Source organism: Sphingomonas sp. CD22, assembly GCF_034556155.1.
Classification (GTDB): domain Bacteria; phylum Pseudomonadota; class Alphaproteobacteria; order Sphingomonadales; family Sphingomonadaceae; genus Sphingomonas.
Genome location: NZ_JAYDYX010000004.1, coordinates 281,476 through 296,308 on the forward strand (window position 1 = coordinate 281,476; position 14,833 = coordinate 296,308).

The window sequence follows — 14,833 nt, forward strand, 5'->3', positions numbered from 1 at the left end:
GGTAACGGCTGGCATCCCGCCGGCCGCTCTATTATCCACCCTCGCGGGCGCCGTTCGGCGCCCGCGTTATCATCATGGCGGGGATGCGTTGCGTGACCGATCCTGAAATCTACCCGATCACCGGCGACTGGACCAACGCCAGCCTCGACCCCAGAAAATACGAAGACCTCTACGAGGCCGCGACAAGCAGCCCGGGCAGCTTCTGGCTCGATCAGGCGACCAAGCGGCTCGACTGGATCACCACACCGACGATCGCCGGCGACTGGTCGTTCGCAAAGGCAGACTTCCACATCAAATGGTTTGCCGATGGCGAACTCAACGTCGCCGCGAATTGCATCGACCGCCATCTCGCCAAACATGGCGATACCGTCGCGATCATCTGGGAACCCGACGAGCCCGGCGAAGAACCACGCCGCATCACCTATCGCCAGCTTCACGACGAGGTCGGCCGCTTCGCCAACGTGCTGAAGGCGCATGGCGTCGCCAAGGGCGACCGCGTCACGCTCTACATGCCGATGATCCCCGAGGCGGCCTATGCCGCACTCGCCTGCGCGCGGATCGGCGCGATCCATTCGGTGGTGTTCGGCGGCTTCTCCGCCGACGCGCTCGCCGGCCGGATCGAGGATTGCGGCTCGAAGATCGTCATCACCGCCGACGAGGGCCGTCGCGGCGGCAAGAGGATCAAGCTCAAGGCCTGCGTCGACGAGGCCGCCGCCCGCGCGCCGACGCTCGAGACGGTCATCGTCGTTAAGGCGACCGGCGCCGACGTGGCGATGGGGCCGCGCGACGTCTGGTATCACGACGCCGCCGCCACGGTCGGCACCCACTGCCCGGCGGAGACGATGGCGGCGGAGGACCCGTTGTTCATCCTGTACACCAGCGGCTCGACCGGCAAGCCGAAGGGCGTGATGCACACCTCGGCCGGCTATCTGCTTTGGGCGGATTTCACCTTCAAGATCGCCTTCGACTACAGGCACGGGCAGGTCTTCTGGTGCGCCGCCGATATCGGCTGGGTTACCGGCCATACCTATCTGCTCTACGGCCCGCTTTCCAACGGCGGTACGACGCTGATGTACGAGGGGCTGCCGACCTGGCCCGACGCCAGCCGCATCTGGCAGGTGGTCGACCGGCACAAGGTTCACACGCTTTTCACCGCACCGACTGCGCTGCGCGCGCTGATGAAGGAGGGCGACGACTTCGTCCGCAAGACCGATAGGTCGTCGCTCAAGCTGCTCGGCTCGGTCGGCGAGCCGATCAATCCGGAGGCGTGGCGCTGGTATCACGACGTCGTCGGCGAGGGTCGCGCACCGATCGTCGACGCCTGGTGGCAGACCGAGACCGGCGGCATCATGATCGCGCCCCTGCCGGGCGCCATACCGATGAAGCCCGGGTCGGCGTCGAAGCCGCTGCCCGGCGTCGTGCCGCAGCTCGTCGACGACAAGGGCGTTGTGCTGACCGGCCCGGCGCAGGGCAACCTCTGCATCACGCAGAGCTGGCCCGGCCAGATGCGCGGCGTCTGGGGCGATGACGAGCGCTTCTTCCAGACCTATTTCACCACCTACGAGGGCAAATATTTCACCGGCGACGGCTGCCGCCGCGATGCGGATGGCTATTATTGGATCACCGGCCGGGTCGACGACGTCATCAACGTGTCGGGCCACCGCATGGGCACCGCCGAGGTCGAAAGCGCGTTGGTGCTGCACGAGGCGGTCGCCGAGGCGGCGGTGGTCGGCATGCCGCACGAGGTGAAGGGCCAGGGCATCTATGCCTATGTCACGCTCAATGCGGGGCGCGACGGCGACGAGGGGCTGCGCAGCGCGCTGGTCGCTTGGGTGCGGCAGGAGATCGGGCCGATCGCCAGCCCCGACAAGCTCCAGTTCGCGCCCGCCCTGCCGAAGACCCGCTCGGGCAAGATCATGCGCCGCATCCTGCGCAAGATCGCCGAGGGCGACGTGACCGCGCTGGGCGACACCTCGACGCTGGCCGACCCTGCGGTGGTCGACGACCTGGTCGCGAACCGCATAGCCTGAAGCCTCCCTGCAAGCGCAGAGCCGTCGCATATGACCATTTGGGGCGGTGCGACGGCATTCATATTCCGTCATGCCGGACTTGATCCGGCATCCCGCTTCTTCGCACCGTCCGAAGAAGCGGGACCCCGGCGCAAGGCCGGGGTGACGGCGTGGGTTTGGAACACGAGGGGATCACACTCACGTCCATATGCAATAGCCCTGCCCGCAAGGGAAAGGCGGCAGCGCACGCAACGGCGGCCGCCGCTGCTGACGCGCAGCCCGGCCGCCGGGCGGCTCAGCCCAGCAGGGCGAACGTCACCGCGCAGATCGACAGCGCCGCACCGCTCGCGCAGCACAGGATGCCGAAACCGCATTGGCACAAGGTCGGCTGATACCGGTCCATAGCACCTCTCCTCATCATCGCTCTTCCGGCGATAGGGAGAGGCTAACACAGGCCGATCCGGATGCAATAGGCGTCAGCGGCGCGAGCGGGCCTCTTCCGCGTCGAGTGCCGTGGACATCTTGCCGAACATCCCCGCAAGCACCTCGCGCTCCGCCGCGTCGAGCGCGCCGAAGACGCCGCGGATCAGCTCCTGACGCAGCGGCTCCGTCTCGCCGATCACCCGCCGCCCCTCGTCGGTGATCGACACCTGCTTGACGCGCCGGTCGCGCTCGTCGGGGGTACGCAGCACCAGTCCGTCGCGCTCGAGCCCGTCGATCGCCTCGGTCACCGTCCGCGGTGCGTAATCGAAGAAGTCGGCGATATCAGCCGCCCGCGCCGGCCCGCGCTTGTTGAGGAACAGCAGCAGCTTGGTCCGCGCCAGCGACGCGCCCTGCTCCGCCATCCGCTGGTTCATCAACCGCTGCATACGCAGGAAGAGCCGGAACAGATCGGCGGCAAGGGGTTCGCAATCGGACATATGTGAGGACCCTCATTAAATGGTCTTGCACAATGCTGCAAGTGCGAGCATCACCGCGTCAAATCGAAGCAAGAAGATGAAGCTGATGGCTGAAAACGAGCAAAATCGGGATGATAGCGCCGAATCGCAGGGTGATTCGGATCGGGCGCCGGCCAAGCCGTCGCCGCTGAAGAACCCGCGGGTGCGCATCATCCTGCTGATCGTCATCGCCGCTGCGGTGATCGGCGGCGTGTTGTGGTACGTGCGCTACCAGAGCGTCGGCAAGTTCATGCAAGGGACCGACGATGCCTATATCCAGGCGGATGCGGTGACGATCTCGCCCAAGGTATCGGGTTATGTCGACAAGGTCTTCGTCGCCGACAACCAGCAGGTGAAGGCCGGCACCCCGCTCGTCCAGATCGACGCGCGCGATTACAACGCGCAGGCGGCGCAGGTGGAGGCGCAGATCGACGTCGCCCGCGCCAATGCCGACGGCGTGCGCGCGCAGATCCGCGAACAGCAGGCCGCTATCGACAAGGCGCGCTCGGATCTCGCCGCGGCGCGCAGCGATGCCGCCTTCGCGCATGCCGAGGTCGTCCGCTACCAGCCGCTCGCCGCCTCGGGTGCCGAGACGCGCGAGAAACTGTCGCAGCTCCAGAACCAGGCGCGTCAGGCCGATGCGCAGGTCGCCTCGGCACAGGCAACGCTGACCAGCGCGACCCGCCGCGTCGGCACATTGCATGCCCAGGTCCAACAAGCCAACGCGCAACGCGAGGCCAGCCGGGCGCAGCTCGCCGCGGCCAAGGTCAACGTCGGCGCGACGATCCTGCGCGCCAGCATCGATGGCCGGGTCGGCGACAAGACAGTGCGCATCGGCCAGTTCGCGCAGGCCGGCACCCGGCTGATGTCGATCGTTCCGGTGCAGCAGATCTACGTCGAGGCGAACTTCAAGGAAACGCAGCTCGGCCTGATGCGGGTCGGCCAGCCGGTCACGCTGGATGTCGACGCACTCCCCGGCGTGGAGATCCACGGCCGCGTCGAGAGCGTCTCGCCGGGCACCGGCGCACAATTCTCGCTGCTGCCGCCCCAGAATGCCACCGGCAACTTCACCAAGATCGTCCAGCGCGTGCCGGTCCGCATCGCGCTCGACGCCGGACCGGAGACGCGCAAGCTGCTCGTTCCCGGCATGTCGGTGGACGTGACGGTCGACACCCGCTCGGCGAAGGGCAGCGTGCAGCGCATCCGCGACGAGCAGGACCAGCATAACGAGCGGCAGGGGCGATGAGCGCGGCTGCCGCCCGCACGGCCCCGGCCGGTCAGGCGCGGACCGGCACGCCCGAGCGCGCCGATCTCGCCGCCTGGCTGGCGGTGGCGGCGGGCAGCCTCGGCGCGCTGATGGCGACGCTCGACATCTCGATCGTCAATTCGGCGCTGCCGGTGATTCAGGGCGAGATCGGTGCGAGCGGCACCGAAGGCACGTGGATCGCCACCTCCTATCTCGTCGCCGAGATCATCATCATTCCGCTGTCCGCCTGGCTGGAGCGCGTGCTCGGCCTGCGCACCTTCCTGCTGATCGCCTCGATGCTGTTCACCGCCTTTTCGGTGGTCTGCGGCCTGTCGACGACGCTGACGATGATGATCATCGGTCGCGCCGGCCAGGGCATCACCGGCGGCGCGCTGATCCCGACCGCGATGACGATCATCGCGACACGGCTCCCGCGCTCGCAACAGCCGATCGGCACCGCCTTGTTCGGCGTCACTGCGATCCTCGGGCCGGTGCTGGGACCGCTGATCGGCGGCTATCTAACCGAGAATGTGAGCTGGCATTACGCCTTCTTCCTCAACGTGCCCGTCGGCGCGGTCCTTCTGGTGCTGCTGCTCGTCGGCTTGCCCCACCAGAAGCCGCATCTTCGCGAATTGCTGAAGGCCGACTGGCTCGGCATCGCCGGGCTGGCGCTCGGCCTCGGCGGGCTGACCGTCGTGCTCGAGGAAGGGCAGCGCGAGCAATGGTTCCAGTCCGCGCTCATCATCAAGTTGACCGCGCTGACCGTCTTCGGATTGGTGATGCTGTTCGCGGGTCAGTTCATCGCCGAAAAGCCGGTGGTCAAACTGCGCCTGCTGATCGACCGCCAATTCGGCAGCGTCGCGATCATGGGTCTGGTGCTCGGCATGGTGCTGTACGGCAGCAGCTATGTGATCCCGCAGTTCCTCGCGGCGATCGCCGACTATAACGCGCTGCAATCGGGCAAGGTGGTGCTGCTCAGCGGTATCCCCAGCCTGTTGATGATGCCGCTGGTGCCGTTGATGATCCGCCGTCTCGATATCCGTATCGCGGTCGCCTCCGGCCTGCTGCTGATGGCGCTGAGCTGCCATCTCGACACGACGCTGACCGCCGAATCGGTCGGCAGCGCCTTCACCGATTCGCAGTTGCTGCGCGGCGTCGGCACGATCCTCGGCTTCGTCTTCCTCAACCAGGCGGCGATCGCCTCGGTGCGGCCGGAGGAAGCCGGCGATGCGGCCGGCCTGTTCAGCGCGGCGCGCAACATCGGGGGCTCGTTCGCGCTCGCCGGCATCGCCACGCTGCAGGACCAGCGCAGCTATCTGCACAGCCGGCGGATCGACGAGGTGCTCAACGCCAATTCGGTCGCGTTGCAGGATTATCTCGCCGCCACCGGCCGGTCGCTCGGCGGTGCCGCCACCGCGATCCAGTCGCTCGGCGGCACCATCCAGCGCGAGGCGCTCGTGATGACCTATAACGACCTGTTCTGGCTCCTGTCGGTCGGCATCTGCTGCGTCGTGCCGCTCGTCCTGTTCCTCCGTCCGCTGCCGCAGGGCGGCCCCGTGGCGATGCATTGAGGCGATGATGCAAATTCTCCGTTCCCCTTTCCTGCTGCTGCTCCCGGCCCTGGCGCTCGGCGCGTGTACGGTCGGCCCGAACTATGCCGGCCCGCCCAGGACGCTCGCCGACACCGCGGCACCGGCGGGTTTCAAACGCGGCGGTCCCCTCGCCTCGCCGGCCGCGCCGGGTGTCGCGGCGTGGTGGACGCAGTTGAACGATCCGCTGCTTACGCAGCTCGAAACGCAGGCGCTCGCCGCCAATCCCAATATCGCGGTGGCGACGGCGCGCCTGCGGCAGGCACGTGCCTCGCTCCGGCTGGAGCGCGCCAATCAGGCGCCGAGCGCGAATGCCTCGGCGGCGTATCTGCATGCGCGCATACCCGGCTTCGACTTCGGTAGCGCGTCCAGCAACAGCGACAATGGCGCCAGCGCGGTCGACGTCTATAACGTCGGGTTCGACGCGAGTTGGGAGGTCGATCTGTTCGGCGGCCGCCGCCGCTCGGTCGAGGCCGCCCGCGCGCAGGCCGAGGCGGCGGAGGCGAACGTCGCCGATGCACAGGTCAGCCTCACCGCCGACGTCGCCCAGGCCTATGTCAATCTGCGCGACGTCCAGCGCCGCATCGCTTTGTCGCGCGAGGCGGCGCGCATGCAGCAGCAGATGCTCACGCTCACCCAGCAGCGTTTCGGTCAGGGTGCGGCCTCCGATCTCGACGTCGAGCGGCTGCGCGGTCAGGTCGAGGCGACCAACGGCCAGATCGTGCCGCTTCAGGCCGATCTCGAAAGCTATCTCAATGCGCTGGCGGTGCTGACCGGACAGGAGCCCGGGGCGCTCGATGCGCGACTGACCCCCGTCTCAGCAGTGCCCTTGCCGCCCGCCGCCGTCGCGGTCGGCGATCCCGCCGCCTTGCTCCAGCGCCGCCCCGACATCCGCGCCGCCGAGCGCCAATTGGCGCAGCGTACCGCCCAGATCGGCGTCGCCGATGCCGCGCGTTTCCCGCGGCTCAACATCCTCGGGCTGATCGGCCTCGGCGGGACCAGGCTCTCCGACATCAGCCCCGACAAGCTGGTCGGCCTCGCCGCGCCGATGCTGCAATGGAATTTCCTCGACTTCGGTCGCAACCGTGCGCGGATCAATCAGGCCGAGGGGCAGCGCGACGAGGCCGCGGCACAATATCGCGGCACCGTGCTCGGCGCGCTGAAGGATGCGGAGGATGCCCTCTCCCGCTTCGGCCATCGCCGCGAGACGGTCGCCAGCCTGTTGCGCAGCAAGGCGAGCGCCGATCGTGCCGCCGATCTGATGCAGCAACGCTTCCGCGCCGGCACCGCGACGTTGATCGACACGCTCGATGCCGAGCGGCAGCGGGTGGCCGCCGAACAGAATCTGTCGGCGGGCACCGCAGGCCTGACCGGCGACTTCATCGCCTTGCAGAAAGCACTGGGGCTGGGCTGGGGCGCGGCGTCGCCGGAGGCTTGATCCGCTTTGCAATATGTTGATCTTACGGCCGGATTCTGAAAGAGCACCGTATACGCGCCGGGATCGTCGCGCTGGGAAACAAGCCGATGAGCATCGTCGTACGGACCCTGTCCGATCAGGTTTTCGAAATCGTCCGCGAACGGATCGTCGATGGATCGATCCGCGCCGAAGCGCCGATCCGGCAGGATGCGCTCGCCGCGGAACTCGGGGTCAGCAAGATCCCGCTGCGCGAGGCACTCGTCCGGCTAGAGCATGAAGGGCTGATCCACAGCCAGGCGAACCGCGGCTATTCGGTGCGCGCACTCTCCGCCGAGCAGGCCGACGAGATCTACGCGCTGCGCCTAGCGATTGAACCGCGCGCCGCGGCGATCGGCGCGGCCGAAGCCGACGGCGACGATCGCAGCCACGCGGCGACCTCGCTGGCGGCGCTCGAAGAGGCGCGCGGCGCCGCGCCGACCGAGATCGCGGTGCGCCATCGCCGCTTCCACGTCGCGCTCGTCCGGCCGGGCGACCGGATGCTGACGACGCAATTGATCGAGCGGCTGGCGATGCTCGCCGAACGCTATGTCATCGCGCATCTCGAGCCTGCCGGCCGGTTCGCGCGCGCGGATCGCGAGCATCGCGACCTGCTCGCCGCCTGGCTCGACGGCGACGGCGATGCCGTCGAGCAGCTCATGATCCAGCATCTCGAGCTGACCCGCGCCGATCTGCAGGCAGAGCTGGACCATCTGCGTAAAAGATAGACGCGTGCCGAGACGGCACGCGCACCTTCCACAATCGACGATGTCTTTGGCTGGAGATCCCGGCGGGATCGATCCGGCTCGCTCGTCTCGAGCGAATGAAATGGTCGGGGCGACAGGATTCGAACCTGCGACCCCCACACCCCCAGTGTGATGCGCTACCAGGCTGCGCTACGCCCCGACCGAGGGACCGTCGGCACATGGCCATCGATCCCGGAGCGGGGCCTGTAGGCGGGTCCGCGGGGGGATGCAAGCGGCCTTTATCGATGCTGCGCCGGGAAGAGCCGTTGCAGCGTCGCAACATTGCGCGCTGCCCTAACCGATGCTAGCGCGCGGATTATCTTGTGCGGAGGATTTCCCCCGCCGATCAGCCATGCACGGATACGATGTTGATCTCTCCAGCTTATGCCCAGACCGCCGGCAGCGCCGCTGAATCCGGCGGGTACGCCTCGCTCATCAGCTTCGCGCCGCTGCTCCTCATCTTCATCGTCTTTTACTTCCTGATGATCCGCCCGCAGCAGACGCGCATGAAGGCGTTGCAGCAGGCGGTCGCCGCGGTGAAGAAGGGCGACAGCGTCGTCACCGCCGGCGGCGTGATGGGCAAGGTGATCAAGGTCGAGGATGCGTTCGTCGAGGTCGAGATCGCGCCCAACACCCGTATTCGCGTGGTCAAGGCGACGCTCGCCGAGGTGACCGGCCTCAACACGAAGCCGGCGAACGACTGATGCTCGACTTTCCGCGCTGGAAAATAGTGTCGATCTGGGCAGTCCTCGCACTGCTCTGCGCGCTGTCGATTCCGACGTTCCTGCCCGAATCCGTCACCAAGGATTGGCCGTTCCAGTCCCGTATCAACAAGGGGCTCGATCTCGCCGGCGGCAGCTATCTGATGCTCGAGGCGGATACGCAGGATCTCGCGAACACGCGGATCGAGGCGATGCGCGAGCAGATCCAGGGCACGATGCGCAACGGCACGCCGCGGATCGACATCGGCGACGTCTCGACCCGCAACAACCAGATCAGCTTCATGCTGCGCGACCCCAGCCAGGTCGATGCCGCGCGCGAACGGCTGCTCGGCATCACCGGCGGCGGCGCCGGCATGACCGGCCAGCGCGAATGGGACATCCAGGTCGTCGATTCGAGCCGGTTCGTGCTGTCGCCGACGCAGGCCGGCCTGCAGCAGGCGATCAAGACGGCGATGGAGGACGCCACCGACGTCGTCCGCAAGCGCATCGACGCATTGGGCACGCGCGAACCGACCATCGTCCGCCAGGGCGACAATCGCATCCTCGTTCAGGTTCCGGGTCTGCAAAATCCGCAGGCGCTCAAGGACCTGCTCGGCAAGACTGCCAAGCTCGAATTCAAGCTGGTCGACCAGACGGTCACCAACCCCGCGGATCTCGTCAAGGGCATCGCCCCGATCGGCAGCCAGATCCTGCCCTATCCGAAGAACCCGTCGGGGGTGCCTTTCATTGCCGTCAAACGTTCGGTGATGATCTCGGGCGATCAGCTCGCCGACGCACGCCAAGCGTTCGACCAACAGACCAATCAGCCCAACGTCCAGATCACGTTCAACGCGGCGGGCGGCAACCGGTTCGCACGCGTGACGCAGGCGAACGTCGGCAAGCCGTTCGCCATCATCGTCGACAATCAGGTCATCACCGCGCCGAATATCGAAACCGCGATCCTCGGCGGCTCCGCGGTCATCAACGGCGGGTTCACGGTCGACAGCGCCAACCAGCTCGCGATCGCGCTGCGCTCGGGCAAGCTGGCGATCAATCTCAAGGTCATCGAGGAATCGACCGTCGGTCCCGATCTTGGCGCGGACTCGGTGCGTGCCGGCATCCTCGCCTGCTCGGTCGCCGTGGCGCTCGTCGTCGCCTTCATGTTCCTGACCTATGGGCGGTTCGGCCTCTATGCGAACATCGCCGTCGTCATCAACGTGTTCGTCATCCTCGGCGTGCTCGCGCTGCTCAAGGGCACGTTGACGCTGCCCGGCATCGCCGGGTTCGTGCTGACGATCGGTACCGCGGTCGACGCCAACGTGCTGATCAACGAGCGCATCCGCGAAGAGCGGCGGCGTGGTCGCTCGGTCGTCCAGGCGGTTGAGCTCGGCTACAAGGAAGCCAGCCGGACGATCTTCGAGGCCAATATGACGCATGCCATCTCGGGCATCATCATGTTCGTGCTGGGCTCCGGCCCGGTCAAGGGCTTCGCGGTCGTGCTGCTGATCGGCATCTGCACCTCGGTCTTCACCGCCGTCACCTTCACGCGCATGCTCGTCGCGCAGTGGATCCGGCGCGAGAAGCCCAAGACGATCAACATCTGAGGCGAAAGGCCAAGACATGCGCCTCCTGAAAATCGTACCCGACAACACCAACATCGACTTCGTCCGCCTTCGCGGCCTGGCCTTTGGGCTGACGCTGTTGCTGAGCGTGATCGCGGTCGGGCTGACCGTCTACAAGGGCCTCAACTTCGGCGTCGACTTCGTCGGCGGTCTGATGATCGAGGAAAAGTTCGCCACCCCGCCCGATCAGAACAAGGTGCGCTCGGTGATCGACGGCCTGGGCGTCGGTGAAGCCGCATTGCAGCAGCAGGGCGGTCCGCAGACGCTGGTGATCCGCCTCCCCGTGCAGAATGGCGCGGACGAAGGCGCGACCAACGCCGTCGTGAAGAAGGTGGAAGGCGCGCTGGCACGCGCCTTCCCCGGGGCGACGTTCAGCCGCTATTCGACCGTGTCCGGCAAGGTGTCGGGCGAGTTGATCCGCAACGGCGTGCTCGCCGTCGTGCTCGCGGTGCTCGGTATCGGCCTGTTCGCGATCCTCCGCTTCGAATGGCAGTTCGGCGTCTCGACCATCGTCGCGATCGTCCACGATCTGCTGATGACGGTCGGCTTCTTCGCCTTGTCGCGGTTCGAGTTCGACCTCAACATCATCGCCGCGGTGCTGACCATCATCGGCTATTCGATCAACGACAAGATCGTCATCGACGATCGCATCCGCGAGAACATGCGCCGCTATCGCAAGATGGACATGCGCGAGATCATCAACCTGTCGGTCAACGAAACGCTACCGCGGACGGTGATGACCTCGGTGACGATCCTGCTCGCGCTCATCGCGATGCTGCTGCTCGGCGGCCACGTGCTGCGCGGCTTCACCGCCGCGATGATCCTCGGCATCGTCGTCGGTACCTATTCGTCGATCTACGTGTCGTCGTCGCTGCTCATCACGCTCGGCCTGCGCGCCGAACCGACCCCCAGCGACAAGCCGACCCGCGGCGTCGCCGACAATGCGGAGCGCGTCGCCCCGCGCGAGCGCTGAGGCGATGCGGATGCAGGCAGACGCCCAGACCGGCGGCCCGATCGTCCGCGGCTTCGTGGGTAGTGGGTTTCGGGTTGACGATGAGCATGTGATACGTGCTCTGCTGATGACGCATGAGACGGCGGTGGAGTGGACGCCGCCGGCGCTTGCGGACCTCGGCGAGGATGTTTTGCAGCTGCTGATCGATGCCGAGCCGGAGTTCATCCTGATCGGCACCGGCGCGACCTTGGTCCGGCCGCCCGTCGCGCTGGTCAGGGCGCTGGAGGATCGCGGGATCGGCGTCGAGGCGATGGACAGCCGGGCCGCCGCGCGCGCCTGGGGCGTGCTGCGCGGCGAGGGTCGCGTGATCGGGGCGGCGCTCTACCCCCTCGACGCCTGACGCGTCCGGATCGTCCGGCGCCGGCCGTGGCGAACCAGCCCGCGGAGATGATCGACCAATGCGGCGGTATTCGCCTCCCAGGTGAAGGCCAGGGCGGTGGTGCGCACCGCCTCGGGGTCCGGCGGGGCCGCGAGCAGATCGGCGATCGCCGCCGCGAAAGAAGCCGGATCGCGGTTCACGATGCGCCCGGCGGTGCGTGAGGCGACGACCTCGCGCGCACCACCGGCATCGGAAATGACGATCGGCGTCCCGCAGGCGAGCGCCTCCAGCCAAGCATTGGCCAGCCCCTCCGACGCCGACGCGAGCGCCATCACGTCCGCCGCGGCGCAGATCGCCGGCAGATCGCCGTGCGGCACGTTGCCGAGCATGTGCAGACGATCCGCGAAACCCAGTTCGTCGGCCAGTGCGACCAGCCGCGCGCGCTCCGGCCCCTCGCCCGCGATTGCCAACGCGACGCCTGGCAATGCCGCTACCGCGCGGAGCACCAGATCATGCCCCTTACGCGGGATCAGCGCGCCGAGCGACAGCACGAGCGGCCCCGCCAGCCCCAATGCCGCCCGCGCCGCCGGGCGGTCCGCGACCGGCCGGAAGCGCGCCAGATCGACCCCGGTGTGATGCACGCGGATACGCTCCGCGGGCATGCCGAGCGTCGCCATGTCGGTCCGCATCGCGGCGCTGACCGCGAGCAGGCCGTCGGCGCCGTGCGAGGCGGCGATGACCTGCGCGGCGGTCGGGCCGCTGGTGCCCCAATAGTGGATATCGGCACCGCGTGCCTTGATCGAGACGGGCACGCCGTAGCGCTCGCCCAGCGCCACCGCGGCGGGGCCATCCGGGAAGAAGAACGAGGCGTCGATCACATCGAAGGCGAAATCGCTGCGGATGTCGTCCAGCAAGGGGATCAGTGCCCTCACCAGATGGTGCGCGTGCCAGCGCCCGCCGACGCCGGGGATCGAGCTGAACCGCGGTCGATGGACGTGCAGCCCGTGCCATATCTCGTGCAACGGCAGCGTCAGCTTGTCGGCGTGCTGGATCAGCGCCAGCGGTCCGGGCGGCAACCCGATCGGCGCGACGACGCGAACCTCGACATCCTCCGCGGTCGCAAGGCCACGCGTCTGCCGTTCGACGAATATCCCGAAGTTCGGCCGGGTGGCGTCCGGGAACAGGGTCGAGAGCGTCAGTACGCGGAGCATGATCCGCGTACTAACCACTCGAAGTTAAAGCTTTCTCCCGACCCATCCGGTCAGATTCGCCGGGTGCCCGGATAGGCGAACAGCAGATCGGCGTCGGCGCTGGTGGTGATCGTCTCGCTACCGCTGACGGTGAGGCATTCGCCTGCCTTGAAGGCCGTGCCGGCGACCTCGCCCGATCCGCTGATCGGCACCAGCCAGCCCGTCTGGCCCTCGGCCAGGGCGACGTCATGCCGGCCGGCGGACCAGCGTTCGAGGACGAATTTCGGCCCCTCGACCAGGATCGTGCGCCCCTCGCCGGCCGCACCGGGCGAGGTGATCGGCCGATAGGGGGTCAGGTGCGCCACCGCGACGCCGTCATCGAGGTGCAGCTCGCGGTCGCTGCCGTAATCGTACAGGCGATAGGTGGTCTCGCTGTTCTGCTGCACCTCGATCAGCGTCAGCCCACCGCCGATCGCGTGGATCGTGCCCGACGGCGCATAATAGAAATCGCCCGCCTTGACCGGCACCCAATCGAGGTCGTCCTCGATCGAGCCGTCCTGCGCGTCGGCGCGCAGCGCGTCCGCGGAGATCGGTGCCTTGGGGCCGAGCGCGATCGTCGAATCGGGCCGTGCCGCCAGGATCGTCCAGCATTCGTCCTTGCCGCGCGGCAGGCCGCGGGCATGCGCCTGCTCGTCGTCGGGATGGACCTGCACCGACAGTTTCTCGCCCGTGAACAGATATTTGATCAGCAGGTCGGGCGACGTATCGCCGGGTTCCTGGAACCAGATTTCGCCGATCGGATCACCATCGGCGGGCGCATCCTCGAACCCGAAGCCCAGATCATGCCGGCCCCATGGCTTTTCGACGCGATGGGTGTGGAGCAGGGTAGCAGGCATGCGGGTCCTTTCGTGATCGTATCAACTCGGCGCCAACGTGCGACAGGGGGGATTGTTCGCACGGCCGGGCTTACGCTAAGAGCCTTAGCCGATGCGTATCCCCCAGTCCAAGGCGCTTGCCGCAGCGCTGATCGCCGTCCTCGCGCTTCCCGTCGCGGGATGCGCCCGCAATCGTGCGAAGTCCGACCTGCCCTATGTCGCGCGCGACGTCGGCACGCTCTATTCGACGGCGCGCAAGCGCCTCGATCAGGGCCGCTACAAAGAGGCGGCGGTGCTGTTCGACGAGGTCGAGCGCCAGCATCCCTATTCGATCTGGGCGCGCCGCGCACAGTTGATGAGCGCGTTCAGTTATTATCTGAACAAGGATTACACCCAGAGCATCCAGTCGGCGCAGCGCTTCCTGTCGGTCCATCCCGGCAACCGCGACGCGCCTTATGCCTATTACCTCGTCGCCCTGAGCTATTACGAGCAGATCCGCGACGTCACGCGTGACCAGAAGATCACCCGCCAGGCGCTCGACGCACTCGGCGAACTGACCCGCCGCTATCCCAACACGCGCTATGCTTCCGACGCCCGGCTGAAGATCGACCTCGTCAACGATCACCTTGCCGGCAAGGAGATGGAAGTCGGCCGCTTCTACGAAACGCGCGGCCAGTGGCTCGCCGCGACGCTGCGCTTCCGCACCGTGATCGACAAGTTCCAGACGACGACGCATACCCCGGAGGCGCTGATGCGGCTGACCGAGAGCTATCTCGCCGTCGGTCTGCCCGACGAGGCGCAGAAGGCGACCGCCGTCCTCGGCGCCAATTATCCCGGCAGCGATTGGTACAACCATGCTTACGAACTGATGCAGAAGCATCCGTTCAAGCCGGTCGCGCCGATCCCGGCGGGTCAGCCGATCATCCCGGCCGGCACGCCCGGCGCGAAGGCGCAGACGCTGCCCGGCGAATCGGGTACCGCGACGCCGAAGGCCGAGGCGCCGGGTGCGCCGACTCCGGTCGGAACCACCGGCGGCACCACCGGCGGACCGGTCCCGAGCACCGAGACGCCGACGAGCTGACCGTTCGCGGCGTGACGGCCGCCACTTTCGTGGCGGACCGGAACGTTTAGGG

At 67.3% G+C, this 14,833-nt stretch carries 13 protein-coding genes and 1 tRNA gene; 10 read left to right on the forward strand and 4 right to left on the reverse strand.

Features of this window, described 5'->3' with window-relative positions:
* Window positions 1-92 precede the first annotated feature (92 nt).
* Window positions 93-2,030 (forward strand): acetate--CoA ligase, encoded by a 1,938-nt coding sequence (gene acs, locus SFC76_RS10000; RefSeq protein ID WP_322849327.1) that lies wholly within the window; start codon window positions 93-95, stop codon window positions 2,028-2,030.
* Between the two features lie 455 nt (window positions 2,031-2,485).
* Here acs and SFC76_RS10005 read toward each other — a convergent pair whose 3' ends face one another.
* Window positions 2,486-2,929, reverse strand: a complete 444-nt coding sequence (locus SFC76_RS10005; protein WP_322849328.1) for a MarR family winged helix-turn-helix transcriptional regulator — start codon at window positions 2,927-2,929, stop codon at window positions 2,486-2,488.
* 85 nt (window positions 2,930-3,014) lie between these two features.
* On the opposite strand from SFC76_RS10005, the gene SFC76_RS10010 reads away from it, so the two are divergent.
* The 4 genes from SFC76_RS10010 to SFC76_RS10025 all read left to right on the forward strand — a co-directional run bounded on the left by SFC76_RS10010 (window position 3,015) and on the right by SFC76_RS10025 (window position 7,963).
* On the forward strand, window positions 3,015-4,193 hold the full coding sequence (locus SFC76_RS10010; RefSeq protein ID WP_322849329.1) for an HlyD family secretion protein: 1,179 nt from the start codon (window positions 3,015-3,017) through the stop codon (window positions 4,191-4,193).
* Window positions 4,190-5,764 carry an MDR family MFS transporter gene (locus SFC76_RS10015; protein WP_322849330.1) on the forward strand — a complete coding sequence of 525 codons (1,575 nt, stop codon included), beginning with the start codon at window positions 4,190-4,192 and terminating at the stop codon, window positions 5,762-5,764. The genes SFC76_RS10010 and SFC76_RS10015 overlap by 4 nt, the downstream gene beginning before the upstream one ends.
* Window positions 5,765-5,768: 4 nt before the next feature.
* The gene (locus SFC76_RS10020; protein ID WP_322849331.1) at window positions 5,769-7,220 is read left to right on the forward strand and encodes an efflux transporter outer membrane subunit; all 1,452 of its coding nucleotides are present in this window, start codon (window positions 5,769-5,771) and stop codon (window positions 7,218-7,220) included.
* Between the two features lie 86 nt (window positions 7,221-7,306).
* Window positions 7,307-7,963, forward strand: a complete 657-nt coding sequence (locus tag SFC76_RS10025; protein ID WP_322849332.1) for a GntR family transcriptional regulator — start codon at window positions 7,307-7,309, stop codon at window positions 7,961-7,963.
* 101 nt (window positions 7,964-8,064) lie between these two features.
* Here SFC76_RS10025 and SFC76_RS10030 read toward each other — a convergent pair.
* Window positions 8,065-8,141 (reverse strand) — tRNA-Pro (locus tag SFC76_RS10030).
* A gap of 205 nt (window positions 8,142-8,346) precedes the next feature.
* On the opposite strand from SFC76_RS10030, the gene yajC reads away from it, so the two are divergent.
* From yajC to SFC76_RS10050, 4 genes are read left to right on the forward strand one after another with little or no spacing between them, the layout of a single operon-like run.
* Window positions 8,347-8,685: a preprotein translocase subunit YajC gene (gene yajC / locus SFC76_RS10035; RefSeq protein ID WP_322849333.1), complete on the forward strand. Its 339-nt coding sequence runs from the start codon at window positions 8,347-8,349 to the stop codon at window positions 8,683-8,685.
* Window positions 8,685-10,286, forward strand: a complete 1,602-nt coding sequence (gene secD, locus SFC76_RS10040) for a protein translocase subunit SecD (RefSeq protein WP_322849334.1) — start codon at window positions 8,685-8,687, stop codon at window positions 10,284-10,286. Before yajC ends, secD begins: the two co-directional genes overlap by 1 nt.
* Before the next feature lie 16 nt (window positions 10,287-10,302).
* A complete protein-coding gene (gene secF / locus SFC76_RS10045; RefSeq protein WP_322849335.1) occupies window positions 10,303-11,277 on the forward strand; it encodes a protein translocase subunit SecF in 975 nt (324 codons plus the stop codon).
* A 10-nt stretch (window positions 11,278-11,287) separates the two neighbouring features.
* Window positions 11,288-11,656, forward strand: a complete 369-nt coding sequence (locus SFC76_RS10050) for an Mth938-like domain-containing protein (RefSeq protein ID WP_322849336.1) — start codon at window positions 11,288-11,290, stop codon at window positions 11,654-11,656.
* Here SFC76_RS10050 and SFC76_RS10055 read toward each other — a convergent pair.
* Window positions 11,638-12,846 carry a glycosyltransferase gene (locus tag SFC76_RS10055; protein ID WP_322849337.1) on the reverse strand — a complete coding sequence of 403 codons (1,209 nt, stop codon included), beginning with the start codon at window positions 12,844-12,846 and terminating at the stop codon, window positions 11,638-11,640. The two genes, SFC76_RS10050 and SFC76_RS10055, sit on opposite strands and share 19 nt — an antisense overlap.
* A gap of 50 nt (window positions 12,847-12,896) precedes the next feature.
* A complete protein-coding gene (locus SFC76_RS10060; protein WP_322849338.1) occupies window positions 12,897-13,721 on the reverse strand; it encodes a phosphoheptose isomerase in 825 nt (274 codons plus the stop codon).
* Window positions 13,722-13,812: 91 nt separating this feature from the next.
* Here SFC76_RS10060 and SFC76_RS10065 point away from each other — a divergent pair, with 91 nt between their 5' ends.
* Complete coding sequence (locus SFC76_RS10065) at window positions 13,813-14,781, forward strand: outer membrane protein assembly factor BamD (RefSeq protein ID WP_322849339.1); 969 nt, start codon at window positions 13,813-13,815, stop codon at window positions 14,779-14,781.
* Window positions 14,782-14,833 lie beyond the last annotated feature (52 nt).